Here is a 25647-nt window from a genome sequence, read left to right as displayed (position 1 = left end):
CAAGCTCGACGCTACGTCCACGCCGGGTCGGCAGTGAAATCGATGGTGAGCCAGAACGTGCTGCCACGCGCATCCAGCCGCACGGCGATCTCATCACGCATCGCATCGACTCCGCCCACCGTTCCCAAGGGGGTAGACGGGTCGGTCAGCACGTGGATCTCGATGAAGCGCATCCGCCCCATCTTCGCCACATGGCTGGTGAAGCCGGCATAGCCGCGTTCGGCCACGAATGCCTGCATCACCTGCTGCACGCGCCGATCCAGATCGTCGGGCGCAACCTGCAGCACTTCACGCATCGCCTTCCAGGCACTGCGCGCCGGCACCGGCAGCACCGCCAGGCTGATCAGCGCCAGTACGATCGAATCCAGGTACGGCACCCAGTGGTGCCAGTCGCCGCCGTGCAACGCCAGTGCCAGCACGAAGGCCAGCACCACCGCCAGGCTCATCAGCCCACCCAGCAGCCAACCTCGCACGTCCAGCCACAACAACGCCGAGCGCAGGCGCCGCGCACGCTGCGCGACGAATGCCGCCATCGCCAGGTTGCTGGCGCTCAGCAATGCCGCCCACCACAGCGCAGGTCCGAATTTCACTTCGTGTCCGCCCGTGGTCAAACCAATCACCGCATTGGCCAGCGCATAGACGCAGGCCAGCGACAGGATCACCCCGCCCAGCGCCTCCACCATCGGCTCCAGGTGCCAGTAGCCGTACTGGAAGCGCGGGCTCTGCTCCCGCGCCACCAGCCGCAACACCGACAACGACACCAGGGTCAGCGCCACGTCGACCAGGCTGTACACGCCGTCGAACAGGATGGCCTGCGACCCCACCAGCAGGCCACCGCTGAAGCCGACCGCGCTGACCGCGATGGTGACCCCGATGGAGAACTTCAGGATGCGTTGCTCGCGCGCGGTCTCCATTGTTCGCCGAAGGGCCGACCGTCGCCGGTCAGGCCTTCAGCACCTCCACCCGGTACGAGCTCACATCGCCGTCCTGCTCGATGATCAGCCCGTGCACGTCCGACTCAAAGCCCGGGAAGCGGGCATTCTGCTCGCGGGCGATGCGCAGCGACTGGATGATGGGTTCGTCGCTGTCGCCGAAACGCTCGCCCGGCATGATGGTCGGGATGCCCGGCGGGTACGGCACCAGCATGGTGGCTGCGACGCGGCCGCTGAGCTGCTCGATGTCGACCCGTTCGATTTCGCCCTTCACCAGGTGGTTGTAGGCATCGGCCGGGGTCATCACCGGCGTTGGCAGGTCCACGTACATCTCGCGCATCACCTTGGCCACCGAGAATTCCTGGTTGAACGCATGCAGCGCGTCGCACAGGTCACGCAGGCCCCAACCCGCGTAGGCGTTCGGATAGTCTGCGGCCAGCGACGGCAGTGCCTGGCTGAGCGGTGCGTTGCGGTCGTACAGTTCCTTGAATGCCATCAGTTCGGTGACCAGCGTGCTCCACTTGCCCTTGGTGATGCCCATCGAGAACAGGAACAGCACCGAGTACAGGTTGGTCTTCTCCACGGTGATGCCGCGGCCCCAGAGGAACTTGCTGAGCACCGCCGCCGGAATGCCCAGCGTGCCCATGCTGCCGTCCATCGCCAGGCCCGGGGTCAGCAGGGTCACCTTGATCGGGTCGATCAGCACGTAGTCGTCGACCAGATTCTCGAAGCCGTGCCAATGCCCGTCTGGCTGCAGGTACCACTCCTCGCGCTTGGCCACCAGCGGTGCCGGCGTATCACCCTTGTCCAGACTGCGCTCGACCTTGGTGGGCTGCCACACGCTGAACCACCAGTCGTCGCGGCCGAGATCGTCACGCACGTGCAGCATCGCGCGACGGAAGGCGATCGCCTCGTCATGCATCTCCTGCACCAGCGAACGGCCGGCCTCGCCTTCCATCATCTTCGACGCCACATCACAGGCCGCGATCACCCCGTAATGCGGGCTGGTGGAGGTGTGCATCATGAACGACTCGTTGAAGCGCTCGGCATCCAGGTCGCGCTGCGCCGAATTGCGCACGTGGATCATCGACGCCTGCGAGAACGCGGCCAGCAACTTGTGCGTGGAATGGGTGGTGAAGATGATCGCATCCTGCTCACGCGGCTTGCCCTTGGCCATGCCGTAGTGGTTCTCGTAGAACGGATGGAACGCGGCGTAGGCATACCATGCTTCGTCGAAATGCAGGAAATCGACCGCGCTGCCGATCTCGTCGGCGATCTTCTCGGCGTTGTAGCACAGGCCGTCGTAGGTGGAATTGGTCACCACCGCGATGCGGGGCTTGGAGCCGGCCTGGTAGGCCTTGCTGGCCAGCGGGTTGGCGGCGATACGCTGCTGCAGCGACTCGGGCGTGAACTGGTCCAGGCTGATCGGGCCGATGATGCCGTGCGCGTTGCGGCTGGGGGTGAAGTACACCGGCACCGCACCGGTCATGATCAGCGCATGCAGCAGCGACTTGTGGCAGTTGCGGTCGACGAACACCACGTCGCCTCGCGCCACCGTGCCATGCCAGACGATCTTGTTGGCGGTGGAGGTGCCGTTGGTGACGAAGAAAGTATGGTCGGCGCCGAAGTTGCGCGCCGCCTCTTCCTCGGCGTCCTTGATCGGGCCGGTATGGTCGAGCAGCGAACCCAGCTCAGGCACCGAGATCGACAGATCGCTGCGCAGGGTGTTCTCGCCGTAGAACTGGTGGAACGCACGGCCGACCGGCGACTTGGTGAACGCCACGCCGCCGGCATGTCCGGGCGTGTGCCAGGAATAGTTCGATTCGGCCGCATGATGGATCAGCGCCTTGAAGAACGGCGGCAGCAGGTTCTTCATGTAGTCTTCGGCCGCGCGCATCACCTGCCGCGAGATGAAGCTTTTGGTGTCTTCGAACAGGAAGATGAAGCCGTGGATGTACTTGAGCAGCTTGCTCGGCACCTTCTCGATGGTGCGGCGCTCACCGTACAGGAACACCGGCAGGTTGGCACGGCGCGCGCTCTGCTCGCGCAGGAAGGCGGTCAGGCGCTGGAACTCGCCATCCACTTCCTCGCTGCCATCGATCGAGATCAGCACCGCCGAGGCCGCTACGTAGGTACGGGCACCGGCGCGGGCATCATCCAGATTCAGGCCGCACAGTACGCGCTGATCGTTGCTGCGCAGCTCCTCCACCAGCGCACGGATCAGGATGCCACCGATGCGCGGTGACTCGTAGTCGTTGTCGATGACAATGACCGGATAGTCCAGGGACTTGAAATACACGTTGATTCTCCTTGTCTAACTCAGGAACGCTGGGCACTGGCGGTGATGGCCGAGGCCTCGCGGGCGCGCTGCCGCTGCTGGCGGCGCTCCTCGCTGAAGAAGGGATAGAACACGGTGATGAACAGCACGAACAGGAAGGCGTACTGCACGATGGTTCCCGACGAGCCGTAGATCGCCCACAGGCAGTACACGACGGTCAGGCTGGTCAGCGTCCAGAACGCGCCGGTATGGATGATGGTGTGCGAGCGTTCGACCACGAAATAGCAGGCCACGCACGAGTAGATGTACGGCAGCAGGGTCAGTACCACCGCTGCCGAGGTGATCACGTCGAACTGTGCCGACGCGGTTTCCGAGGTGGAGGTGACCAGCACGGCGAGGGTCATCAGCACCGCCACGATCAGTACGCCCTTGACCGGCACGTCGTCCTTGTTGGTCTTGCTGAAGATGCTCGGGAACAGGCCGTCGTCAGAGGCGGCCTTGGCGCTCTGTGCGGTCAGCAGGATCCAGCCACCCAGCGAGCCGGCCGCACCGATGAAGGCACACAGGCTGACCAGCGCCCCGCCCCAGCCACCCACCGCCTTGGCCGCGGCCAGCGCGAAGGGCGCATCGGAGGTCTGCAGCTCGCCGTTGGGCACCATGCCCATGATCACCGACGAGCTGGCGATGTAGGCCACCGCCGCCAGGAACACACCGGCCAGCGTCGCGCGGGCCACGTTCTTTTCCGGGTTCTCGACCACACCGGCAGTCACCGAGGCCGATTCAACGCCGATGAACGCCCACAGGGTCAGCGCCGCCGCGCTGGAAATCGCCCCGAAGTTGGATTCACCGGACACGTTGTAGGCGCCCTTGAAGATGTCGGCGTCGAAGAAGAACCATCCGAAGATGGCGATGCCCAGGATCGGCACCAGCGCGAAACTGGTGGTGACCGTCTGCACGCGGCTGACAAAGGCCGGGCCGATCATGTTGGCAAAGCTCAGCGCCCACACCAGCACCAGCACCGCGATGCAACGCACCAGCGGCTCGGACAGGATCGGGAAGAAGTAACTGAAGTAGCCCACTGCTGCGATCGGAATGGCAACGTTGCCGATCCAGTTGGCGAACCAGTAGATGGTATTGGTCTGGAAGCCCATGTACGGCCCGAACCAGTCGCGCGCATAGGCATACGGGCCGCCTGCCTTGGGTGCCAGCTTGCCGAGCTTGGCAAACACGAAGGCCAGCAGCAGTGCACCGGCGGTGGTGATCAGCCAGCCCCAGATCGAGGCGGTACCGATCTTGGCCAGGCTGGACGGCAACAGGAACACACCGGAACCCATCATGTTGCCGGCGACGAGGAAGGTGGCTCCGACCACCCCGATTTTCTTTGCTTCTGCCATGACAATCTCCTGTACTGGCATGAGCCCGGTACGGCCGGGCGTGGGGACGGGTTGCGCTGGCGTGCAGCCGCTGGCGCCTACTTGATGAAGTTGTATTGCAGGCTGCCCTGCACCCGGACGGTGTCGCCGCGCGCGCCGCCCTGCTGTTCCAGCCGCCCGTACAGCAGTTCCATGCCCATGGTCCACGAAGGGGCCGGGCTCCAGATCAGGTTGAACACGCCGTAGCGGCTCTGCCGGAAGGCGTCGGCGGCCAGCGCCGCGTTACGTTCCAGAGTCAGCTGGCCGACGATCAGGTTCGAGCGCCACAGTGGCGACCAGTAGTGGGTGTAGCCGACAAAGCCGCCATGCAGGTCCAGGGCATCCAGACGGCCCTCGGCATCCACCACGGCATCCAGGCCCGACCCGGTGAGGTCGGCGGTGTATCGGCTGAGGCCGCGGCCACCCAGCGCGCCGAACAGCAGCAGATCACGTTCGCCCACCGAGGCCGAGCCACTCAGCTGCAGGCCTCCGGCCATGCGCCGGTCACGCTCGCCCTCACCGTCGTAGGCCAGGCTGCGTGCCACCGCGCCCAGCTGCAGGTGGCCCCAGTCGCGCTCCATGCGCGCGGTGACCGTGACATCGGGCAAGCGGTTCACCGCGGCGCGTTCATCACTGGCACCGGCCAGTTCGGTCTCCGGGTCTTCGGCAGCGATAGTCAGGGTGTTGCCCTTGCCCATCGCGAAGTTGTGATGGACGCCGGCCACCAGCAGGTAGCCAGCGCCACCGGGGCCGGCGAAATCGAGGGTATCGGGCAGGCTGTCGGCATCCATGAAGCTGGAATAGCCATAGCCGGCATAGGTGTTGCCGAGCTGCCCATAGGCATGACGCAGGCGGAACTGGTAGCCGTCACTGCTGCCGAAGAAGTCGTTCTCCAGGTAGAAGCGCAGGTTGCCGTGCGTGGTCGGGCGCCGCGCCTCGAAACTGAAGCGGGTCTGCTTGGCGTGGATGTTGAAATTGGAGACATCGCGGTGGCTGCCACCCACCGGCATCGAAGAAGGAATGAACTGGTCTTCGTCACCGGCCGCGCGCGAATCGGCAATCGCATCGAGCTTGGCGTAGCCGCCGATACGGATCACGGTATCGGTGCCAGGAATCGCGAAGAACCCCTTCAGGTCTGGATCGGTTGGACCAGCGGCACTGTCCGGTCGCGATGCCGCGGTGGACGGATCGGCCACCGAGTCGCGTTGCGGCAGCACCGGCTGCGCCACGCCCGGCACCTGGGTGCGATGGATGGCATCGGAGGGGGCGGAAGCGGCCACGCGCGTCGCCGCCGATGGCGCGGCCTGCGCCGGAGCAGCATCGCGCTGTTCAAGCCGGTCCAGCCGTTGCTGCATGCCTTCCAACGCCTGCCGCATGGCGGCGATCTCGCGGCGCAACGCCTGTGCATCTTCCGGCTCCCCCTGCTGTGCATACGCTGGCGTGATCGCCAGTGCCGTCAAGCAGGCCAGACTCAGTACCGCCAAGCGCATTGCTTCCTCCCCGGGCGAACACTCGCATCGCGCTGCCCGGCCGCACACAGGTGCCGCCCCGGCCACACGTTGCCGTTGCTGGAAATGCGGGTACTGCGTTGACGACACCGGCGAGCCTGCCCTTCGCAGGCAACAGGACGATGACACTGCCCCATCTCCACCCATGCCATCACCATCAGGGCCGCGCTGCCAGAGAGGTGGCGACCGCAGCGGTCTGGGTAACAAGCGGAGGGTGAGAGTGTCGTGAATGGCTGTACCGTTGCGCCCGGATCAGGGCGGCCGCGGCGCAGCATGCAGGGCGCGCTGACGCTGTATTCCATGCGTCAAAGGCTAGTACAGCTGTCGTTTTTGGCCTTGATTGGAATCAAGGCGTAATGCTTGATCTCAGTCACGATTCAGACGTGACCCGCAACAGATCGTGCGCAAGCGGTTGTGTCCGCCAGCCGCACGAAATGCAACGGGCCCGCATGTCGCCATGCGGGCCCGCACTTCAGAGCAAAGCGATGGCGCTGCTCAGCGCGGTCCCAGCACCGTCTGCAGATCGCTCCCCTGTGGCAGGCCGGAGCGGCGCTGCACCTGACCCTGGGCATCCTGGAACAGGATGCCAGGCGTTCCCTGGAAGCCCATCTCGATCATCAACACCTGGTTGGCATCGAGCTTGCCGGCGATCTCACGGCTGATGCTCGGCAGTGCCTTGATGCCACCCCGGTCGAACTGGCGTTCGTTCTCCAGCAACGCCGCGCTCGGGTCGCGTGCGGCGAGGATGGCAGCCGCCTTGGCAGGGCTGTCTTCGCGGATCACCCCCACCATGATGTGGCGCAGCTGCACCTTGCCGGCATCGACCCACGGTCGCGCCGCTTCCCAGAACTTGTGGCAGTACGGGCAGTTGGCATCACTGAAGGTATAGACCACACGCGGGGCGTCGGCCTTGCCGTCACGCACCCAGGCACTGGCGTCCAGCTTGGTCCAGATCTTGGCCGACATCGGCGCAGCGACCAGTTTCTCCACCGCCTCGGCCGCCACGTCATTGCCCTCGGCATCGAACAGGCTGCCAACCAGCACATTCTTGCCATCGGCGGTGACATAGGCCGCAGCGGGCTGCTGCCCGCCCACCACGCCGGCGAAGCCGCGCAGCCCGCCCGGTGCATCGAACTCGGCAACGACTTCGAAACCGTGTTTCTCGATGCCCTTCAGCACCGCAGGACGGTCGCCCTTGGCGGTGGTGGCCGGCGCACCCGCCGCCGGTGCCGCCGCCGTCTTGCCTGGCGGGGTCTGGGCCTGGCTGCAGGCGGCCAACGCCAGCAGAACCGGCAGCAACAGCACCGCCGGTGCGGTACGCAGGGAAGTGGACAACATGGGAACTCCGTAGTGAGATGCTCGCGCAGGCTACCGCAGCCGGCGCAGTTTGTGTTCAAGACCGGCCGCGGTCAGTTCGCCCAGGTGCAGCTCGTGCAGGCGTCCATCCTTGTCGAAGAACAGCGTGGAAGGATAAGCCTGCACCCCCAGCGCGGTGGATGCCGAAGCGGAGTCGTCCAGCAGCAGGTTGCCCAGCGCAAGCCGCTCTGCGGCGATGAATTCCCGGACCTCGTCCGCGGTTTCACCCTGGTTGAGAAACACGAACTGCACGCCTGTATGAGCCTGCTGTGCTGCGGCCAGCACCGGCATCTCGCGCCGGCAGGGCCCGCACCAGCTGGCCCACAGATTGAGCACCACCGGTGCGCCCCGGAACTGCTGCAGATCGATCGACCGCCCCTGCAGGTCCACCACCTGCACCGCAGGGAGTGGCATCCGCTGTTGCTGCCAGACCGCCAGCAGATGGCTGCCACCTGCCCAGAACATCACCCCCAGCAACGCGCCGGCCAGCACCGGAACACGCAGCACACGCCATGGACGCAGCCGCCAGAGGCCCCACAGCAGGCCCGCGGCCAGTACCACGACAAGATGATAGCCACCGTCGGCGATCTGCAGGATGCTCCACGGCGCCTGGCGGTAGAGCCCGAAATTCAGTGCGACGAAACTGATCCGCCCGCACAGCAGGCCGATCAGCAGCATGTCCAGCACCATGCTTGCCGCCGAAGGCGGCGTCGTTTCGCCCTTGCGGCGCGGCCAGAGATGCGCCACCACCATGGCCAGCAATGCACCCAGCAGTATCACCACCACCGGCATCGGTACCGGTCCAATACTCGACATCTGCCACCTGTTCACTCGTGTGCTGACTGCATGGTCGAAGCGCCGCGCCCAGGTTGCAAGTGCAGCGTCCGCTCCATGCCTTCCGCATCAGGCCGCGCTGCGTCGCATCTGCGCGCCGGCCGCAGGTTGCAGTCCGCGCAGGCTGCCGGCCACCGAGGGCATCAGCGGACGCTCGCGCCGCTTGTGGTTGACCAGGCGACGATAGTTGGCCGGTGTCATGCCCACGATGCGAAGGAACAGGCGTCGGAATGCACTCTGATCGGCATAGCCCACACCCCACGCCACCTCATCGATGCCAGCTCCCTGCTGCAGCAGCGTCTGCGCCTTGGCGATGCGCAGGCGTTGGCAGTACTCGATGGGGCGCAGACCGGTGGCCCTGAGGAAGCGCCGCTGCAACGTACGTGGCTCCAACCCTGACACTTCGCAGATCGCACTCAACGTGGCGCCGCGCGCGGCGGTGGTATGCAGCCAACGCTGCGCCTTCAGCACATCGCGATCGCCATGGGCGAAATTGGCACTGAAGCGCTCCAGGTCCTGCTGGATCCCCGCCGGAACGGTAACCCCCAGCTGCTGGGCCACGGCATTGGCCACCCCCTGGCCGTGCAGGCGATAGAGCAGGCGCAGGCCGAGGAACCGCCAGGCCTGGCTGCCCGCGACGGTCAGCAGATCGCCATCATCGACCAGTGCACGCTCGCTCGGCACCCAGCTGGCCGCCTGCACCTGCAGACCGGCGTGACGGCCGCAATCCAGCGCACAGATGGTGCGCCCGGCCAGCAGCCCGGCGCGCGCCAGCACGCTGACGCCATCGCCTGCCGCGGCCAGCAGGCTGCCGCCGTCGTAATGCGCGCGCAGCCAGTCCAGCAGGATCTCGTCGGCGCGCAGGCAGACCCCCTGGCTGATCTGGCCCGGTACGGCGACCACGCCAGGAATGTCGGCATCGAGGATCTCCGCGCCGGCGATGCGATGCACACCGGTCTGGCTGGCCGGCACGATCCAGCGCGTCACCACGACGCGCTTGAACGGTCGCCGCTGCTGGTGGGCAAGCCGGTTGGCCACATGGGCCATCTCAGTCAGCACCGAGGCCGCAGATGGGTCTCCTCCGGGATACTCCACCACCCCCACCTCGACGAATCCTTCGTTCCTGAATCCTTCCACAGCCCCCTCCTCGGTTCGTTGCAGGCCATCGCGCGGCCAGTTCAGGCGCAGGGTAGGAACTGCTCCAGCAGCGGGGCTATGAAGAAAGTTGCAAAGTAGGCTGAATGCGGCGCAGGGACGTCCCTTGACCCTGGAGCGGACTCAAGGCTTCACAATGGCGTCAGCATCCGCAGGAATCCGCCATGAACATTGGTCAACTGGCACGCCAGGCCGGCGTACCGATCGATACGGTGCGCTACTACGAGCGCCAGCAGCTGCTGCCCACGGCAGCACGCTCGGCCGGGGGCTATCGCATCTTCGGCGAGCCTGATCTGCGTCGCCTGCGCTTCATCCGCCGCGCCAAGGCGCTGGGCTTCAGCCTGGAGGAGATCGGCGAACTGCTGGCCCTCAGCGACCAGCACCGGCATGACATGGGCAGCGTGCGCGACACGGCGCAGGCACGCCTGCATGACATCGCACAACGGATGGCGGAACTGCAACGCATGCATGCGGCCCTGTCGCAGCTGGTCGAGGCCTGCCCCGGTCATGGCACGCTGGATCAATGCCCGATCCTGGCTGCCCTGACCGATGGCAACGCATGAGCGCGGAGGCATGACAACGCCGTCGCGATCGACGTGAAGAAAAGTGCAACAAATGCTTGCCAACCCCCTGGGGCAAGGCTATTATTTCGCTCCTCAGCGACGTGGGGCCATAGCTCAGCTGGGAGAGCGCCTGCATGGCATGCAGGAGGTCAGCGGTTCGATCCCGCTTGGCTCCACCAAACTTTCGGCATTAGGCCGTCGAAAGGTCGCAAAGAACATTGATGAGATCTGCGTCCCCATCGTCTAGAGGCCTAGGACATCACCCTTTCACGGTGGCGACCGGGGTTCGAATCCCCGTGGGGACGCCACTCATCACGAACAACGAGGACCCGGCCGATAACCGGGTCTTTTTTGTTCACCGCCTACCGGCATTCAGGTTGTGGCGTTGCGGTTCCCCTGCCCTTGTGGCTGCGGTTGAACCGGAACGAAAAAAGTTTAAAAAAAGCTTCCACAAACGTGAACACGCAGGTATGATAGGCGGCTCGGTAACACGGGGCCATAGCTCAGCTGGGAGAGCGCCTGCATGGCATGCAGGAGGTCAGCGGTTCGATCCCGCTTGGCTCCACCACTTTCGACATTAGGCCGTCGAAAGTTTTACAACTTGAAGTTTTTCGTGCGTCCCCATCGTCTAGAGGCCTAGGACATCACCCTTTCACGGTGGCGACCGGGGTTCGAATCCCCGTGGGGACGCCAGTTTCAAAACGGACTCTGCTCCCGGCAGATCATCCGCAGTTTCATTGGGGCCATAGCTCAGCTGGGAGAGCGCCTGCATGGCATGCAGGAGGTCAGCGGTTCGATCCCGCTTGGCTCCACCACTTCGACATTAGGCCGTCGAAGTTCTACAACTTGAAGTTTTCGTGCGTCCCCATCGTCTAGAGGCCTAGGACATCACCCTTTCACGGTGGCGACCGGGGTTCGAATCCCCGTGGGGACGCCAATTCTTGAAGACCCCGGTTTCGACCGGGGTTTTTCTTTGCCTGCGATTTATGGGAAGGCGCCATCCACGCCATGCGTGGATGGCCTCACCGCCTCCACGCCTCAGAACCGGCGATACATCCCGATCGAGGCCGGCGCGGTCGGCGCGAAACCAAACTGCGCGTACAACCGATGCGCTTCGCCATCGGCCAGCAGGCTGACGTACGCCGACGGCGGCAGGTTCGCCTGCATCCATGCATCGAGCCGTCGCATCACGTCCTTGCCCAGGCCCTGCCCCTGCAACCGCGGCAGCACTGCGATATCGCAGACCTGCAGATGGCAGCCGCCATCGCCGACGATGCGCCCCATCGCCACCAGTTCACTCCCTTGATAGGCACACACACCGAACAGGGTGTTGGGCAGCGCGCGTTCGGCCGCTTCCCGGCTCTTGGCGCTGAGGCCGGCAAGCACACGCAGCTGGCAGTAGTCTTCGACCGTGGGCACGGCCTCGCGGAACTGGCAGGTGACAGAATCGTTCATGCACTCTCTCCAAAGGGTCAGGCTATCCTGCCGCATCCGCGTCGCAGCCGCTGCGACCCACGCCGGCAGAGTCCCCATGTGCTATTCCGCCCTGATCCGCGCCGACTACGCCAAGCTGGTGCGTGAATTCGGCGCCATCCTCTCGCTGGAGGAATTTGCCGAGCTATACGCCCATGATCCCGGCAAGAAGCGTCCGAAGACCCCCAAAGCGATGGACGATGGCTTTGCCGGCGCACGCACCGAGCAGGGCCGCGACATCGTCGCCAAGATCCAGCAATGGCACGCACAGGAACGGCAGCAACTGGAGACCGAGCTGGCCCGCCAGCGCGAGCGCCGCGACATCGCCCATGCCACCCTTGCCACGCGCCCCACCCGGAAGGCGCGCAACGACCTGCGCGTGGCCGGCAATCGCATCGAGCGCGCGCAGGCAAGGCTCGAAGACCTGCACCGGGTGCAGCTGCTGCCGCGCGACAACCGCATCTTTCCCGGCACCTATGCGCCGGTGATGGTCAGCGAGCACGGCCAGCGGGTGATCAAGCCGATGCGCTATCAATGCCGGTTGCCGGACAAGCCCGCGCGCAACGACGTGCTCTATCCCGGCACCTACAACGCCCGCCGCGACAGCCTGGAAGGCTACTGGCGCGGCGCCTTCGGCCTGCGCCACGGTGTCGTGGTGGTCAGCGCGTTCTATGAGCACGTGCCCCGCCACGCGATGGCCGGGCGCACACTGGGCACGGATGAGAAAGAGCAGGATGTGGTGCTGGAGTTCCGTCCCGATCCACCGCGCGACCTGCTGCTGGCCTGCCTGTGGGCGGAATGGGAAGGCCCGGAGGGACGCCTGCTCTCATTTGCCACGATCACCGATGCGCCGCCCAGCGATGTCGCCGCGGCCGGCCATGATCGCGGCGTCGTGCCGATCCGCAGGGAACACCTGGATGCCTGGCTCAATCCCGACCCGGATGACCTGGCGCGCCAATACCGTATCCTCGACGACCGCGAGGAGATCCGCTACGTCTACGAGGAAGCGGGCTGAGCGCCGCGCACAGATGAAAAACCCCGCCTGGGCGGGGTTCCTGGATCAGGGGTTGCCGCCGCACATCGCCTCTTCGCAGAACGCCTGTTCCTGCAGGCACTGCTCGACCTCACCGCCCCGTGCGATGCAGCTCTTGTAGAGCTGGAAACAGGGCTGGCCACACCACGCGGCCGACGCCGTACCACCAAAGACCGCCATCGAAAGGACACCGGCAGCAACCATGCGCTTGATCCACTTCTTCATGCCACGCTCCTTGTAGGCCTGAGCATTCAGGCCCCGCCAGCATACCTGCCTGGCGAAACGGACGTGTCCGCTCAGGCCTTGACGCTGGAACGACCGACCGCGCGCACCAGTGCCTGGAACAGGTCGGCCGACAGATAGGGCTTGACCAGCAGCACGCCACTGCGCATCGATTCGGGAATCTGCTCGGCCAGCATGCCGGTGGCCAGCACGAAGGGAATGCCGCATGCCGACAACGCAGCCGCCACCGGTTCGCTGGTTTCGTTGCGGGCCAGACGGTAATCGAGCAGGGCCACGTCCGGGCGCGATTCCGACAACAGCTGCAGGGCTTCGGACACGCTTGCCGCCAGCCCGACCACGGTCGCGCCAGCATGCACCAGCTGCATCTGCAGCAGGGCCGCACTCATCTCGTCATTCTCGACCACCAGCACCCTCAGGTCCTGCAACACTGTCATCGGCTACCGCTCCTGGAGGTATTCAAGCCGCCGCAGTATAGCCACCATAGGGCCTATGCCGACAGGAAGCGCCCTGATCGGCCTTCCCTCTATGAAAGCCCTGCCGACCTCGGTTACACTCGCACGCTGCCTGCCGGTGTGGCGGAATGGTATACGCAGCTGACTCAAAATCAGCCGGGGGTAACCCCATGAAGGTTCGAGTCCTTTCACCGGCACCACTGCATCAAAGGCCAGGTCCCCGACCTGGCCTTTTGCATATGCGGGGCCCGGCGCCGATCCCGGGCGCGATGCGGATGAACCGAACGCGACATCCCGCTGAAATACCCGCCTTCTGCTGACAACGTTGCCAGTGAACGAAGTTCACACTTTTCTTGCCAGCCTCACCCGCATCTGCCTATCGTGATCCCAGCCGAACCTGGGGGCGGGGGAATGCATGACGTTGCGTGCCGCACTGTTGTTCCTGGTTACGCACGCGCTTGTCATCGGCCTGATCGGCCCCGAAGACCCGGTCGGCTCCTATCTGATGCTGATGGCCGCTCCGCTGCTGGCGGCGCTGGCCTGCGCCCGGCGCGCGCGACGCAGCCAGGCCGCCTGCAAGTGGCGCCTGCTCGGCGTTGCCGTCAGTCTGTTCTCACTGGCCCTGCTGGCCCTGTTGTACCGCAGGATGGCCGGTCTGGGGCCTGCACAGATGATGCTGTCATCGCTGGTGCTGTACGTGTTCTACCGGATCCCGCTGACCTATGTGGCGGCCAGCCCGGGCGGCGGCAACCGCTGCATCCGCGCGGTCGACCTGGCGATCATCGCCCTATTGTGGCTGCTGTACTTCGTGCATACGCGGGCGCTGGCGCACCTGAACACCGCGCTGTGGATGCAGAGCCTGAGCACGCTGAGCATGGTGCAGAACAGCCTGGTGTTCTGCTTCGCACTCATCCGCTTCCTGGCTGAGGACAATCCTGACCGCCGCGACTTCTTCCGGACACTTTCGATCTACGCGCTGGGCTACTTCCTGCTGGCGCTGTACATCAACACGGTGCAGCCCCAGGCACCCGACGGAGGGTGGACCGACCTGCTGATCAGCGCACTGTTCGTGCTGCTGGCAGTGATGGCCGGCAGCACCCGACGCTGGCCGGCGGTGGCTGTGCCGCGCGATCTGCGCCGCGTCGTCGATGCCGGGGTGCCGCTGATGCTGCCGCTGCTGCTGATGATGGTGGCCCTGCTGGTCGCCCGCCTGCAGCCGGTCCTGGCGACGGTGGGCTTCATCGGTGCCATGCTCGGTTACGCCCTGCGCAGCGTGCTGACCCAGGTCGAGATCCAGCGCCAGCGCGATGAGCTGGAACTGCTGGCGCGGCGCGATCCCCTGACCGGGCTGGGCAACCGCCGCAGCTTCGATGAGTCACTGGCCGGCGCCCATCGCCGTGCCCGCCGCCAGGGCATGGGACTGGCAGTACTGATGATCGACATCGATCACTTCAAACGGCTCAACGACACCTACGGGCATCCGGAAGGCGACCGCCGGCTGCGGGCCGTTGCGGCGATCCTCGAGGGCTGCCTGCAGCGTGGCGACGATCTGCTGGCCCGCTACGGCGGCGAGGAATTCATCGCTGCCCTGCCCTCGCCCGACACCGCCCACGCAGAGCAGACAGGTGAGCGGCTGCGCGCCGCCGTGGCAGCCGCCGCGCTGCCGGCCGCCGAGGACAGCGTGACGATCAGCATCGGCGTGGCCTGGCAGCCCCCTGGCGCGGAGGCGCCGCCGGGTGACCTGGTCGACCGCGCCGACCAGGCCCTTTACCGCGCCAAGCACGCCGGCCGCAACTGCGTGCGTACCGCCACGGCGGCCGCTGACGAACGCTCCGACCGTCGTGCCTAGACCGCGCGCAGGACGGCGCCGCCCTGCGGATGGGTGGTGCTGCCCTGCACGCGGAAACCGGCGACAGTCTGCAGCAGCTGCGCCGACTGCTCCTCCATGCTGCGTGCCGCCGCCGAGGCCTCTTCCACCAGCGCCGCATTCTGCTGGGTACCCTGATCGATCAGATCGACCGCATGATTCATCTGCTGGATGTCGTCGCTCTGCTGCTGCGAGGCGGTACTGATCTCGCTCATCAGATCACTGACCCGGCGCACGTTGGTCACGATTTCGTCCATGGTGCGGCCAGCGCTTTCGACCTGGGCGGTGCCGGCCCCCACGTTGGCGACCGACGCATCGATCAGCTGCTTGATCTCCTTGGCCGCGCTGGCCGAACGCTGCGACAGTTCGCGGATCTCGGTGGCGACCACGGCAAAGCCACGGCCGTGTTCGCCCGCGCGTGCCGCCTCCACCGCTGCATTCAACGCCAGGATGTTGGTCTGGAAGGCGATGCCGTCGATCACCCCGATGATGTCGACGATGCGCCGCGAGGACGCATTGATCACCGCCATCGTCTCCACCACCTCATGCACCACGCTGCCACCGCGCGCAGCGACCTCGGCGGCGCCACCGGCCAGCTGGCTGGCCTGGCGTGCGTTGGTGGCGGTGCGCTGCACGGTGTCGGCCAGCCCCTTCATCGACACGGCGGTCTCCTCCAGCGAGGCCGCCTGCTGCTCGGTGCGCTGCGACAGGTCGCTGTTGCCCTGGGCGATTTCGGTCGCACCCACCGCGATGGTGTCGGCGGCGAACTTGATCTGGCTGATGATCGCGGCCATCGCCTCCACCAGCGAATTCACGCCCTCGCACAGTTCGCCGATCGGGCCCTGGGTGCCGGCCGTGGCCACGCGGCGGGTCAGATCGCCCTGCTTGGCCGCGGCCACCACTTCGCGGGTCTGCGCCACGGCACGCTGCATGGCCTGGTTCTCATGCACCTGCGCGGTGATGTCGGTGGCGTACTTGACGACCTTGAACGGCTTGCCGTTGAGGTCGAGGATCGGGTTGTACGAGGCCTGGATCCAGACCTCGCGCCCGCCCTTGCCCAGCCGCCGGTACTGGCCGGCATCGTATTCGCCGCGCCCAAGCTTTTCCCAGAACTGGCGGTACTCGGCGCTGCTGCGAAGTTCGGGTTCAACGAACAGCGAATGATGTTGGCCACGCACCTCATCCAGGCTGTAACCGGTGGTGGCCAGGAAGTTGTCGTTGGCTGACAGGATGCGCCCGTCCAGGCTGAACTCGATCACCGCCTGCGACTTGCCGATCGCGGCCAGCTGCCCTGCAGAATCGGCTGCCTGCAGCTTCTGCGCGGTGATATCGGTAGCGAACTTGACCACCTTGTACGGGCGCCCCTGGCGATCCAGCACCGGGTTGTACGAGGCCTGGATCCAGATTTCGCGTTGGCCCTTGCCGAAGCGGCGGTACTGCCCGGCATCGAACTCGCCACGCCCCAGCCGCGCCCAGAAGTCGCGGTATTCAGCGCTGCGCGCCTGCTCCGGATCGACGAACAGGGAGTGATGCTTGCCCTGGATCTCCTCCAGCCGATAGCCCACCGCCTGCAGGAAATTGTCATTGGCCTGCAGGATGGTGCCGTCGAGCGCGAACTCGATGACCGCCTGCACCCGATGCAGCGCCGCGACCTGGGCTTCCAGTTCGGAGCGATCGTTCGCTGCCGGCCCGGTGCTGGCGCGATGCTGCGGGGCCAAGGCGCCCAGCAGCGCGCGCCACGGCGACCAACGGGTATGCAGCTCGGCCGGCGCCTGCGCGCCCGCCGTGAAGCCTGGAATGAGCATTGTCTGATCCTCGGTGTCCGACAAAGGGTTGCGACCCGACGGGCGGGATGCCCGGCGGCAACTTCAGTTGCTAAGGACTACAGGTGCCGGATGGCACCCCTCGAGCGGCTGGCAAGAACATCTGGTGCGGGTGCGATCGGCATCTGGGAGCGGCGGAACACACAGCGCGGGCCGCCCATCGGGGGCAGCCTGGGGTACTGCAGCGGGCGACTGGAGCGGGATCCAGAGGGGATATCGGCGTTGTTGCGGGTGGCTTTAGCCGAATTAAGCGACGCCGGTCGCATCTTCCGGTGCTGCTGCGGGAATGCGGTAGACAACCGCGACGTACTTCACAGCTTGCTCACGTGCGACTGGGGCGCCGCCGAGGGATTCGGCCAGGCGCCGGCTGCGCGTGTTCTGCTCGGCCACCGGGTAGCGGAACGCAGCGCAGTGCAACCGCCGGGATGCGTACGCCCACACCGCCGCCACGGCTTCACGACCGTAGCCCTGCCCATGCATCGCTTCGGCGATCCAGATGCCCAGTTCCGGTTCCGCATCAGCGGTGCGATGCAGACCCGCCAGGCCGAGAAACGCCTCATCCTCGTGCCGGCGGATCACGAACGTGATGTCGCTCGCATCGGCGATGGTCGGCAACCACGCCTGCCAGACGGCAGCAAATGCCTGCTCCGACACCGGCGGTTCGAACGCCATGTAGCGGGTCAGCCCTGGCGTGATCGCGGCAAACACTTGGTCCGCATCAGCCGGGGTGAACGGCCGAAGGCGCAGCCGCCGGCTGTTGATGATCCAGTCGTCAGTGGGCATGTCCAGCTTCGTCACGGTCAATACCCACAGCCTCGCCTGCAACGCCGATGCAGTTCAAGCACAAAAGGTTTGCATGACCAACGGGAGATTCCCCGGCACACGAAAGTGGCCAGCATGCAGCGGACTGCAGGACGTCCACTGACACGGAGATCGCATGTTCCCACGCCTGGCCAGCTTCCTGATCCTGGGCCTGTGCAGCACCGGCGCGTTCGCTGCCGATGCCACCTATCGGCCAGACTTCCACCCCGACCAGCTGAAGGGGCCGCCCGCAGGCCGTCCCAACCAGGTGCTGGTGCTGGGCAGCCCGCATCTGTCCGGCCTGCCGAAAACCTTCACACCGGACATCCTGCAGCCGCTGCTGGAGCCTCTGCTCCAGCGCCTGCAGGCCTGGCAGCCCAATGCCATCGCCGTGGAGAACCTGTCCGGCCTGCAGTGCGATTTCATGCGGCGCTATCCGACCCGTTACGCCGAAAGCGTCGAGACCTACTGCATCGACCCGGCGCCGGCGCGGGCTGCCACCGGGCTGGACGTACCTGCCGCCAATGCCGAAATGGAGCGCCTGCTCGCGCAATGGCCGGATACGCCGACGCCGGCACAGCGCCGCCGGCTGGCCGCCGTGTGCCTGGCCGCAGGCGAGCACGGGTCGGCATTGGTGCAATGGCTGCGCCTGCCCCAGCAGGAACGCCGCGCCGCCGACAGCCTGACCCCGGAACTGGTGCAGTTCCTCGACAAGCGCATGACCCGCCGCGACGAGGCCGGCATGATCGCTGCCGTGCTGGCCGCGCGCCTGGGCCTGGAGCGGCTGTGGCAGGTGGATGACCACACCGCTGACACGCCCACGGCCAAGGACCAGGAGAAAGCCTATGGTGCGGCCTTGCAGGCGGCCTGGGACAATCCGGCAACCACGGCACGCTTCGCCGCCGATGAGGTGCTGTACGCCAACCTGGCCAAGCCCGGGGGAATGCTCGCGCTCTATCGCGACTACAACGCCGCGGGAACGGCAATGACCGTCTACCGCAGCGACTTCGGCGCCGCCTTGGTCGAGCCGTCCACCGAAGGCTTCGGCCGCACCTATGTCGGCTACTGGGAAACCCGCAACCTGCGCATGGTGGCCAACATGCGCGACGTGCTCGGCCAGCACCCCGGCAGCCGCATGCTGACCATCGTTGGCGCCTCGCACAAGGGCTACTACGAGGCCTACCTCAACCAGATGCACGATGTGCAGCTGGTCGGTGCGGACGCAGTATTGCAGTGAGGGGGATAGGTGCCGACCGCGCGCCGGCACTATCCTGAAGGGCCCGAGCTGCAGGTGCCGACATGCTGAAAGTGATCGCCGAGGATTTCATCCATCCCGATGCCGTGGACACCGTGCTTCCCCTGTACCGCGAGCTGGTTGCGTGCACGCAGCGCGAGCCGCTGTGCCTTGGCTATGAACTGTTTGTCGACCAGCAGGATCCGGGGCACTTCGTCTTCATCGAACAATGGCCGGACCGCGCCGCGCTCGACCTCCACTGCGCCAGCGAACACTTCCAGCGTCTGGTGCCCCGGATCAACGCCTTCCAGCGTGCTCCGTGCCGGTTCGTGCTGATGGATGCCGCGCCGCTGTAGTGCCCGCATCGATGCCGCTGCGATCACGGTGGCCACCTCGCCACAGCAGCACGCTGGCCACCACCGTGCACGCCAGGGTGAGGACCAGCGAGGCCACCACGCCCTTGTGCAGCAGCGGCAGCATCGCCTGGGCGAGGCGATCATCGCGCAGCTGTTCCAGGCGCAGGCCACTGGCCAGCGCCAGGCACCAGCCGACCATGGCCGGTGCGTAGGCGGCGACGGCATTCCGATTCCAGCTGATCATCCTGTGCTCTCTTGTCCGGGAGGATGCGGCGATTGTTCCGCCCCTCCCTCTCACAGGTTGAGACCGCCTCCGGCCGCTATCGCGACCAGCCGCCGCCCAGCGCCGCCATCAGCGCGGCGCTGGCCTGCAGCTGCCGGCTCTGGATGTCCTGCAGGCCGAGCTGGGCCTGGCGCGCATCGGTCTGCGCACTGACCACGTCCAGGTAGCTGACCGCGCCTCCGGCGTAGCGGTCGCGCGCGATCTGCTCGGCACGCCGCGCCGCACTCACCGCCTCCTGCTCGTGGCCGCGCTGGGCATCGAGCTGGCGCAACAGGGTCAACTGGTCTTCCACCTGGCGGATCGCGGCCAGCACGGTCGCGCGATACTGTGCCGAGGCCGCATCGAACTCCGCATCGGCCTCGGCCTTGGCCGCCTTGCGCCGGCCGCCATCCAACACCGGCAGCGCCGCCAGCGGGCCCAACGCCCAGTAGCGGTTGCCTGCCTCGAGCAATGCACTGCCACCGGAGGTCTGTCCCCCCAGCAGGCCGCTCAGGCTGAGCTGCGGGAACCACGCCGCACGGGCCACACCGATGCCGGCGTTGGCGGCAAACACCCGCCGTTCGGCGGCAGCGATATCCGGCCGACGTTGCAGCAGGTGGCTGGGCAGATCGGCCGGCACCGCAGGCAACGCCGGCAGCGCGGCATCGGCCAGCGCGAATCCGCTCGCAGGTGCGCCGACCAGCTCGGCGATGGCATGCCGCACCAGTTCGTTGCGTGCGTCAAGCGCGTCCAGGTCAGCCTGTGCGCTGGCCAGCTGATGACGCGCCCTGGACACGTCCAGTTCCGAGGCGATCTCGCCGCGGAAGCGATCCTCGGTCAGTGCCAGCGCCTGCCGGTAGTCCTCGATGCTGTCATGCAGGATCCCCTGCTGCGCCTGGGTACCCCTCAGCTGCAGGTACAACCCGGTCAACTGCTGTGAAAGGCTCAGGCGCGCGGCGGCCAGGTCATCGCCACTGGCCTCGGCGCGCGCCTTGCCCGCAGCGGCGGCGTTGCGCAGGCGCCCCCACAGATCGAGATCGAACGACAACGAGAATGTGGCCGTGTTGCTGTCATAGATGGCCGGCTGGGTGGCACTGCGCAGCGGCTTGTCATCGGATTGGCGCTGGCGCACCGGCCCGGTGCTGAAGCCGACCTGCGGCGCGCCTGCTGAAGCCACTTCCCCGGCGGCTGCACGCGCCGCGTCGTAGTGCGCAACGGCCAACGCCAGCGTCGGATTGGCCTGCAGCAACTGCTGCTGCAACCGGTCCAGCAGCGGGTCCTGGAACGCCTGCCACCATGTCGGTGGCAGCGGCGCGGCAGCCGCCGGGGCTTGCACCTGCTCGTACGCCGCCGGCATCGCCACCGAGGGCGGCTGATAGGTCGGCGCCAGCGAACAACCCGCAAGCGCGACTGCCGCCACCAGCGCCGCTGCGCGCTCAACCGCGGGCATGCGCAGGCTCCGCGTTACCGGCGACCACGCGCACATGATCGCCCTCGCGCAATGCATCCGGCGGGTTGGGAATCACCCGCTCCCCCGCCTTCAGGCCACGGTCCACGCGCAGCGTGCTGCCCAGGTCACTGGCGATGTGGATGTCGCGCAGGTGCACGATGTCCTTGCCATCAACCACCGCCACCTGGGTGCCCTTGGCCCGGAAAATCAGCACCTCGGCCGGCACGCTGACGCCGGCACCGCCGCCCTGCAGCGGCAACGATACTTCCGCGTAGCTGCCGGGCAGCAGTGCGCCATCAGAGTTGTCGACCACGAACTGCGCCAGCAGCGTGCCCGAGCTGCGGTCGATCGCGCTGGAATCACCCTGCAGGGTGGCCGTGAAATGATTCCCATCCTGGCCCGGCACCTGCAGCGTGGCCTGCAGTCCGGGCCGGATGCTGGCCGCGCTGTTCTGCGGCACCGGCACCATCAGGCGCAGGCGGCGGGTATCGGCGATGGTGAACAACTCGCGACCACTGTCATCGGCACGGATCAACTGGCCGACGTCGGTCTGCCGCGAGGTGACCGTGCCGTCGAACGGCGCGCGCAACGTGCGGTAACGGCCCAGCTCCTGCAGCCGCGCATAGTCGGCCTGCGCCGCTTCCACGCTGGCCTGCGCCGCCACCGCGTTGGCCTGCTTCTCATCCGCTTCCTGGCGCGATACCGAATGGCTGCCCAGCATGCCCTGCCAGCGCTCGGCGCTGACCTTGGCCAGCGCTGCATCGGCCTGCACCTGCAACAGATGGGCGTGGGCCTGGGCGATCTGCTGATCCAGCTCCGGATTGTCGATCACCGCCAGCACCTGGCCAGCCTTCACCGGCTGACCGATGTCGGCACTCCAGGATTTCAGGTAGCCGCCCACCCGGGCATGGATCGGCGCTTCGGTCCAGGCGCTCAGGTGCGCCGGCAGGGTCAAGGTACCGGCAGCGCCCTGCTCGCCCGCAGTGACCACCTGCACCGAAGGAACCGCCTGGCGCTCGGTCCACTCGACCACCGCGTGCGCCTGCTGTGCGCGCAGGCCGAGGCCGGCGGCCACCAGCATCACCGCCACAGCGGCGGCCAGGAGCAAAGGACGGCGCAGCGAACGCTGCGGCAGCGAAGACTCAGACATGCAGGGGTTCTCCAACAGGAGCCGTACGGGTTTTACGGGAATGGGCCAGCGCGAACACCACGGGCACGAAGATCAGCGTGGCGCAGGTTGCCAGCAGCAGGCCACCGATCACTGCACGACCCAGCGGCGCGTTCTGCTCGGTGGACAGTGCGGTCGGCAACATGCCCAGGATCATCGCCAGCGCCGTCATGCAGACCGGGCGGAAGCGGGTGAAACCTGCCTCCAGTGCGGCCTTGGCGGCATCACCGTGTTCGGCCAGGCGCTCACGGCAGAAGCTGACCACCAGGATCGAATTGGCCGTGGCCACGCCCATGCACAGGATGGCGCCGGTCAGCGCCGGCACCGACAGCGTGGTATGGGTCAGGAACAGCATCCAGACCACCCCGGCCAGCCCGGCCGGCAACGCGGTGATGATCACGAACGGGTCGGTCCAGGACTGGAAGTTGATGACGATCAGCAGGTAGATCAGCACGATCGCGGCCAGCAGGCCGTAGCCAAGTCCGGTGAAGGCCACATGCAGCGCGTCGATCTGCCCGTGCAGGCCAACCTCGGTGCCGCGCGGACGCTGGCCGGCCATGCCGTCGATGACCTGCTGCACGTCGGCCGCCACCGCGCCCAGGTCGCGGCCCTGCACGCTGGCAAACAGGTCCAGCGTGGGCTGCACGTTGTAGTGGGTCACCACCGCCGAGCTGGAACCGCGCTGGATGTCGGCCAGTCCGCCCAGCACCTGCGGCACGCCACCGCTGCCGGTCACCGGCAACGCCTGAAGTGCGGCCAGGCTGTCCATGCGGTACTGCGGCGTCGCCGCGACCACGCCGTAGGAGATGCCGTTCTTCGGGCTCAGCCAGAACGTGGGGGCCACCTGGCCACTGCCGGCCAGCGAGGCCACCATGCTGTTGGTGACGTCGCGTTCGGTGATGCCCAGGCCATTGGCGCGCAGGCGATCAACGTCCACCTTCAAGGTGGGATAGCCGTCGGGCTGCTGCAGGCGCAGGTCGACCAGCCCCGGCACGTGGCGCAGGCGGCGCTGCAGTTCCTGCGCATAGGCACGGTTGCCGGCTGCGTCCGGCCCGGCGATGCGGATATCCAGCGGCGCCGGTGAACCGAAGTTGAGGATCTGGCTGCTGGTGTCGGCCGGCAGGAAGGCGAAGCTGGCACCCGGGAACGCGGCCGGCAGCACTTCGCGAAGGTGCTTCTCGTAGGCTGCCGCATCAGCATGACCCGGCTTCAGCGAGACCTGGATGTCACCATCCTGTGGACCGATGGTGCCACTGGCGCTGTAGGCCATGTTGATGCCGGTCATCGGCAGGCCAAGGTTGTCGACGATGGCATCGATCTCGTGCGGCGGGATCTCCTGGCGGATGCGCGCTTCGATGCGGTCGAAGGCCGCAGCGGTTTCCTCGATGCGCGTGCCCAGCGGCAGGCGCACGTGCAGCGACAATGCGCTGGCCTCGGTGGCCGGGAAGAAGTCCTGGCCCAGCGTCGGCAGCAGCGCGAAGGACAGCAGCACGCAGGCCATGAAGCCGACCAGGAAGCGCCCGCGATGGGCCAGCGCCAGGCCCAGCAGCGCGTGGTAGCGGTCACGGGTGGCGGAGAAACCGGCTTCGAAGCGCTGCTGCCAGCGCACCAGCGTGGCGGTGAGGCGCGCGCGCCGGGGCTGCGGATGGTCACCTTCGTGATGGTTGAGGAAGGCATCTTCGGGATGATGACCGGCGCCTGCCTCCACCCGATGCGGTTTCAACAGATACAGCGCCATCGTCGGCACCAGCGTGCGCGAGAGCACGAACGAGCTGGCCATGGCGAAGATCACCGCCAGTGCCATCGGCCGGAACAGGTAGCCGGCAATGCCATCGAGCAGGAACATCGGCACGAACACGATGCAGATGCACAGCAGCGACACGAATGCCGGGCCGACGATCTGCGCGGCGCCGTCCAGAATCGCCTCGCGCACGCCCTTGCCCTGCTCCAGGTGCCAGTTGACGTTCTCGATGGTGACCGTGGCATCGTCGACGAGGATGCCCACCGCCAGTGCCAGGCCGCCCAGCGTCATCACGTTCAGCGTCTGCCCCGCCGCCGACAGCAGCGCGATGGCCGACAGCACCGCCAGCGGGATCGACGCGGCGATGATCACTGTCGAGCGCCAGCTGCCGAGGAACACCAGGATCATCACGCTGGTCAGCAGCGCGGCGATGATGCCTTCGCGGGCGACGCTGCTGATCGATTCGCGCACGAAGGTGGAGGCATCCCCCAGCAGCGAGATCTTCAGCGACGGCGGCAGCGTTTCGCCGATCTGCGGCAGCATGCCGCGGATGCGGCTGACCAGGGTGAGCGTGGAGGCATCGCCGTTCTTCAGGGCGGCCATCAGCACCGAGTGCCCGCCATTGACGCGCACGATGTTGGTCTGCGGCGGCGCGCCATCACGGACGTGGGCCACCTGGCCAATGGTGACCACCGCACCGTTGACGGTGCGGATCGGCAGATCGTTCAGCGCCTCGATCTCGCTGGGGCTGTTGTTGAGCAGCACGGTGAACTCGCTGCTGCCCAGCTTGGCAGTGCCGACCGGGGTGATCTGGTTCTGCGCGGCCAGCGCATTGCCCACGTCCTGCGCCGACAATCCCTTGGCCGCCATCGCCTGCGGGTCCAGATCGAGGGTGATCTGGCGCTGCTTGCCGCCGTACGGCGCGGGAATGGCCAGCCCGGGAATCGAAGTAAGCGGCGGCCGCACGGTGTTCTGTGCCAGATCGCGGATCTGCGATTCGCCCAGCGTCGGGCTGGAGAACGCCATCTGCAGCACCGGCACGGTGGAGGCGCTGTAGTTGAGGATCAGCGGCGGCGTCATGCCGGCCGGCATCTGCTTGACGATGGTCTGCGAGATGGCGGTGATCTGTGCATTGGCGGTGCGGATGTCAACGCCCGGCTGGAAGAACACCTTGACTACGCCCATGCCGGCCAGCGACTGCGACTCGATGTGCTCGATGTCGTTGACGGTGGTGCTCAGCGCGCGCTCGTAAGGAGAGACCACGCGACCGGCCATCGCATCCGGCGACAGGCCGGTGTACTGCCAGACCACCGCGATGACCGGGATGCCGATATCGGGAAACACATCGGTGGGGGTGCGCAGTGCGCTGAGCGGACCGACGATGCAGATGAAAATGGCCATCACCATGAAGGTGTAAGGCTTGTTGAGCGCGGTCCTGACCAACCCGAGCATGCGGCTCTCCAGCGGTGCCACTGCCCACCGTGGGCAGCGCAGGCCGGCAAGTATCGGCGCTGGCAGCTAAAACAATGCTGTGCCGCGGATGAAACATATTTCATGAAAGGGGTGGGTTCGGCAGGGCGGCGCCCTGCACCCGCCGAAGCCTTCAAGCCACAGCAACGGCCGAAGCAGAAGCAGCTTCCTGGGAATCGCGAGGCGGTGTGGCTGGGCAGGACACGCCGTAAACCCGTCCTTGGGGGCTCGATGGC

General features: G+C 66.5%; 21 protein-coding genes and 7 tRNA genes. 12 read left to right on the top strand and 16 right to left on the bottom strand.

Annotated features, from left to right (window positions below; genetic code table 11):
• Window positions 1–11: 11 nt before the first annotated feature.
• The 7 genes from C9412_RS19900 to C9412_RS19870 all read right to left on the bottom strand — a co-directional run bounded on the left by C9412_RS19900 (window position 12) and on the right by C9412_RS19870 (window position 9457).
• Complete coding sequence (locus tag C9412_RS19900; RefSeq protein WP_107233179.1) at window positions 12–914, bottom strand: cation diffusion facilitator family transporter; 903 nt, start codon at window positions 912–914, stop codon at window positions 12–14.
• Window positions 915–942: 28 nt separating this feature from the next.
• The gene (locus C9412_RS19895) at window positions 943–3231 is read right to left on the bottom strand and encodes an Orn/Lys/Arg decarboxylase N-terminal domain-containing protein (RefSeq protein WP_107233178.1); all 2289 of its coding nucleotides are present in this window, start codon (window positions 3229–3231) and stop codon (window positions 943–945) included.
• Window positions 3232–3251: 20 nt separating this feature from the next.
• A complete protein-coding gene (adiC, locus tag C9412_RS19890) occupies window positions 3252–4604 on the bottom strand; it encodes an arginine/agmatine antiporter (RefSeq protein ID WP_107233177.1) in 1353 nt (450 codons plus the stop codon).
• A gap of 77 nt (window positions 4605–4681) precedes the next feature.
• Window positions 4682–6112, bottom strand: a complete 1431-nt coding sequence (locus C9412_RS19885; RefSeq protein WP_107233176.1) for a DcaP family trimeric outer membrane transporter — start codon at window positions 6110–6112, stop codon at window positions 4682–4684.
• A gap of 513 nt (window positions 6113–6625) precedes the next feature.
• On the bottom strand, window positions 6626–7468 hold the full coding sequence (gene dsbG, locus C9412_RS19880; RefSeq protein ID WP_107233175.1) for a thiol:disulfide interchange protein DsbG: 843 nt from the start codon (window positions 7466–7468) through the stop codon (window positions 6626–6628).
• Window positions 7469–7498: 30 nt separating this feature from the next.
• Entirely contained in the window at window positions 7499–8302 is an 804-nt protein-coding gene (locus C9412_RS19875; protein WP_107233174.1) for a TlpA disulfide reductase family protein, read from the bottom strand.
• An 87-nt stretch (window positions 8303–8389) separates the two neighbouring features.
• A complete protein-coding gene (locus C9412_RS19870; protein ID WP_107233173.1) occupies window positions 8390–9457 on the bottom strand; it encodes a helix-turn-helix domain-containing protein in 1068 nt (355 codons plus the stop codon).
• Window positions 9458–9639: 182 nt separating this feature from the next.
• On the opposite strand from C9412_RS19870, the gene C9412_RS19865 reads away from it, so the two are divergent.
• From C9412_RS19865 to C9412_RS19835, 7 genes are all read left to right on the top strand, one after another.
• Window positions 9640–10038 carry a heavy metal-responsive transcriptional regulator gene (locus tag C9412_RS19865; protein ID WP_107233172.1) on the top strand — a complete coding sequence of 133 codons (399 nt, stop codon included), beginning with the start codon at window positions 9640–9642 and terminating at the stop codon, window positions 10036–10038.
• Between the two features lie 103 nt (window positions 10039–10141).
• Window positions 10142–10217 (top strand) — tRNA-Ala (locus C9412_RS19860).
• Window positions 10218–10270: 53 nt separating this feature from the next.
• Window positions 10271–10346 (top strand) — tRNA-Glu (locus C9412_RS19855).
• 184 nt (window positions 10347–10530) lie between these two features.
• Window positions 10531–10606, top strand: a tRNA-Ala gene (locus C9412_RS19850).
• Window positions 10607–10655: 49 nt separating this feature from the next.
• Window positions 10656–10731 (top strand) — tRNA-Glu (locus C9412_RS19845).
• A gap of 46 nt (window positions 10732–10777) precedes the next feature.
• A tRNA-Ala gene (locus C9412_RS19840) sits at window positions 10778–10853 on the top strand.
• 46 nt (window positions 10854–10899) lie between these two features.
• Window positions 10900–10975: transfer RNA gene (locus tag C9412_RS19835), tRNA-Glu, on the top strand.
• Window positions 10976–11076: 101 nt separating this feature from the next.
• Here C9412_RS19835 and C9412_RS19830 read toward each other — a convergent pair.
• A complete protein-coding gene (locus C9412_RS19830) occupies window positions 11077–11493 on the bottom strand; it encodes a GNAT family N-acetyltransferase (protein WP_107233171.1) in 417 nt (138 codons plus the stop codon).
• A 76-nt stretch (window positions 11494–11569) separates the two neighbouring features.
• Between C9412_RS19830 and C9412_RS19825 the strand changes: the two genes are divergently transcribed.
• The gene (locus tag C9412_RS19825) at window positions 11570–12526 is read left to right on the top strand and encodes an SOS response-associated peptidase family protein (protein ID WP_107233170.1); all 957 of its coding nucleotides are present in this window, start codon (window positions 11570–11572) and stop codon (window positions 12524–12526) included.
• 45 nt (window positions 12527–12571) lie between these two features.
• On the opposite strand, the gene C9412_RS19820 is transcribed toward C9412_RS19825, so the two are convergent.
• Window positions 12572–12769, bottom strand: a complete 198-nt coding sequence (locus C9412_RS19820; RefSeq protein WP_010484956.1) for a hypothetical protein — start codon at window positions 12767–12769, stop codon at window positions 12572–12574.
• A 71-nt stretch (window positions 12770–12840) separates the two neighbouring features.
• Window positions 12841–13221 carry a response regulator gene (locus tag C9412_RS19815; protein WP_107233169.1) on the bottom strand — a complete coding sequence of 127 codons (381 nt, stop codon included), beginning with the start codon at window positions 13219–13221 and terminating at the stop codon, window positions 12841–12843.
• Between the two features lie 132 nt (window positions 13222–13353).
• Here C9412_RS19815 and C9412_RS19810 point away from each other — a divergent pair.
• Together C9412_RS19810 and C9412_RS19805 are read left to right on the top strand one after the other, a co-directional pair.
• Window positions 13354–13439 (top strand) — tRNA-Leu (locus C9412_RS19810).
• 215 nt (window positions 13440–13654) lie between these two features.
• Window positions 13655–15088, top strand: a complete 1434-nt coding sequence (locus tag C9412_RS19805; protein WP_107233168.1) for a GGDEF domain-containing protein — start codon at window positions 13655–13657, stop codon at window positions 15086–15088.
• On the opposite strand, the gene C9412_RS19800 is transcribed toward C9412_RS19805, so the two are convergent.
• A complete protein-coding gene (locus tag C9412_RS19800) occupies window positions 15085–16911 on the bottom strand; it encodes a methyl-accepting chemotaxis protein (RefSeq protein ID WP_107233167.1) in 1827 nt (608 codons plus the stop codon). The genes C9412_RS19805 and C9412_RS19800 overlap by 4 nt on opposite strands.
• A 264-nt stretch (window positions 16912–17175) precedes the next feature.
• Window positions 17176–17712 (bottom strand): GNAT family N-acetyltransferase, encoded by a 537-nt coding sequence (locus C9412_RS19795; RefSeq protein WP_107233219.1) that lies wholly within the window; start codon window positions 17710–17712, stop codon window positions 17176–17178.
• Between the two features lie 154 nt (window positions 17713–17866).
• Between C9412_RS19795 and C9412_RS19790 the strand changes: the two genes are divergently transcribed.
• Together C9412_RS19790 and C9412_RS19785 are read left to right on the top strand one after the other, a co-directional pair.
• The gene (locus tag C9412_RS19790; RefSeq protein WP_107233166.1) at window positions 17867–18967 is read left to right on the top strand and encodes a DUF5694 domain-containing protein; all 1101 of its coding nucleotides are present in this window, start codon (window positions 17867–17869) and stop codon (window positions 18965–18967) included.
• A 62-nt stretch (window positions 18968–19029) separates the two neighbouring features.
• Window positions 19030–19320, top strand: coding sequence for a putative quinol monooxygenase (locus tag C9412_RS19785; protein WP_107233165.1), 291 nt, complete (start codon window positions 19030–19032; stop codon window positions 19318–19320).
• Here the strand turns inward: C9412_RS19785 and C9412_RS19780 are convergent.
• From C9412_RS19780 to C9412_RS19765, 4 genes are all read right to left on the bottom strand, one after another.
• A complete protein-coding gene (locus C9412_RS19780; RefSeq protein ID WP_107233164.1) occupies window positions 19262–19564 on the bottom strand; it encodes a hypothetical protein in 303 nt (100 codons plus the stop codon). The genes C9412_RS19785 and C9412_RS19780 overlap by 59 nt on opposite strands.
• A 76-nt stretch (window positions 19565–19640) precedes the next feature.
• Window positions 19641–21032, bottom strand: a complete 1392-nt coding sequence (locus C9412_RS19775; protein WP_107233163.1) for an efflux transporter outer membrane subunit — start codon at window positions 21030–21032, stop codon at window positions 19641–19643.
• Window positions 21019–22182 carry an efflux RND transporter periplasmic adaptor subunit gene (locus tag C9412_RS19770; RefSeq protein WP_107233162.1) on the bottom strand — a complete coding sequence of 388 codons (1164 nt, stop codon included), beginning with the start codon at window positions 22180–22182 and terminating at the stop codon, window positions 21019–21021. Before C9412_RS19770 ends, C9412_RS19775 begins: the two co-directional genes overlap by 14 nt.
• Window positions 22175–25393: an efflux RND transporter permease subunit gene (locus C9412_RS19765; protein WP_107233161.1), complete on the bottom strand. Its 3219-nt coding sequence runs from the start codon at window positions 25391–25393 to the stop codon at window positions 22175–22177. The genes C9412_RS19770 and C9412_RS19765 overlap by 8 nt, the downstream gene beginning before the upstream one ends.
• Window positions 25394–25647 lie beyond the last annotated feature (254 nt).

Origin of the sequence: Stenotrophomonas sp. Nf1 (assembly GCF_003028475.1) — a bacterium.
Taxonomy (GTDB): Bacteria; Pseudomonadota; Gammaproteobacteria; order Xanthomonadales; family Xanthomonadaceae; genus Stenotrophomonas.
This window is presented reverse-complemented; position numbering and strand designations above follow the sequence as displayed.

Excerpts from the sequence above, each read along its gene's own strand:
- C9412_RS19775 (WP_107233163.1), bottom strand. The coding sequence starts at position 21,032 with ATGCCCGCGGTTGAGCGCGCAGCGGCGCTGGTGGCGGCAGTCGCGCTT.
- C9412_RS19795 (WP_107233219.1), bottom strand. The coding sequence starts at position 17,712 with ATGCCCACTGACGACTGGATCATCAACAGCCGGCGGCTGCGCCTTCGG.
- C9412_RS19820 (WP_010484956.1), bottom strand. The coding sequence starts at position 12,769 with ATGAAGAAGTGGATCAAGCGCATGGTTGCTGCCGGTGTCCTTTCGATG.
- C9412_RS19800 (WP_107233167.1), bottom strand. The coding sequence starts at position 16,911 with ATGCTCATTCCAGGCTTCACGGCGGGCGCGCAGGCGCCGGCCGAGCTG.
- C9412_RS19885 (WP_107233176.1), bottom strand. The coding sequence starts at position 6,112 with ATGCGCTTGGCGGTACTGAGTCTGGCCTGCTTGACGGCACTGGCGATC.
- C9412_RS19780 (WP_107233164.1), bottom strand. The coding sequence starts at position 19,564 with ATGATCAGCTGGAATCGGAATGCCGTCGCCGCCTACGCACCGGCCATG.
- C9412_RS19765 (WP_107233161.1), bottom strand. The coding sequence starts at position 25,393 with ATGCTCGGGTTGGTCAGGACCGCGCTCAACAAGCCTTACACCTTCATG.
- C9412_RS19900 (WP_107233179.1), bottom strand. The coding sequence starts at position 914 with ATGGAGACCGCGCGCGAGCAACGCATCCTGAAGTTCTCCATCGGGGTC.
- C9412_RS19825 (WP_107233170.1), top strand. The coding sequence starts at position 11,570 with ATGTGCTATTCCGCCCTGATCCGCGCCGACTACGCCAAGCTGGTGCGT.
- C9412_RS19830 (WP_107233171.1), bottom strand. The coding sequence starts at position 11,493 with ATGAACGATTCTGTCACCTGCCAGTTCCGCGAGGCCGTGCCCACGGTC.
- C9412_RS19865 (WP_107233172.1), top strand. The coding sequence starts at position 9,640 with ATGAACATTGGTCAACTGGCACGCCAGGCCGGCGTACCGATCGATACG.
- dsbG (WP_107233175.1), bottom strand. The coding sequence starts at position 7,468 with ATGTTGTCCACTTCCCTGCGTACCGCACCGGCGGTGCTGTTGCTGCCG.
- C9412_RS19815 (WP_107233169.1), bottom strand. The coding sequence starts at position 13,221 with ATGACAGTGTTGCAGGACCTGAGGGTGCTGGTGGTCGAGAATGACGAG.
- adiC (WP_107233177.1), bottom strand. The coding sequence starts at position 4,604 with ATGGCAGAAGCAAAGAAAATCGGGGTGGTCGGAGCCACCTTCCTCGTC.
- C9412_RS19785 (WP_107233165.1), top strand. The coding sequence starts at position 19,030 with ATGCTGAAAGTGATCGCCGAGGATTTCATCCATCCCGATGCCGTGGAC.
- C9412_RS19805 (WP_107233168.1), top strand. The coding sequence starts at position 13,655 with ATGACGTTGCGTGCCGCACTGTTGTTCCTGGTTACGCACGCGCTTGTC.
- C9412_RS19875 (WP_107233174.1), bottom strand. The coding sequence starts at position 8,302 with ATGTCGAGTATTGGACCGGTACCGATGCCGGTGGTGGTGATACTGCTG.
- C9412_RS19790 (WP_107233166.1), top strand. The coding sequence starts at position 17,867 with ATGTTCCCACGCCTGGCCAGCTTCCTGATCCTGGGCCTGTGCAGCACC.
- C9412_RS19770 (WP_107233162.1), bottom strand. The coding sequence starts at position 22,182 with ATGTCTGAGTCTTCGCTGCCGCAGCGTTCGCTGCGCCGTCCTTTGCTC.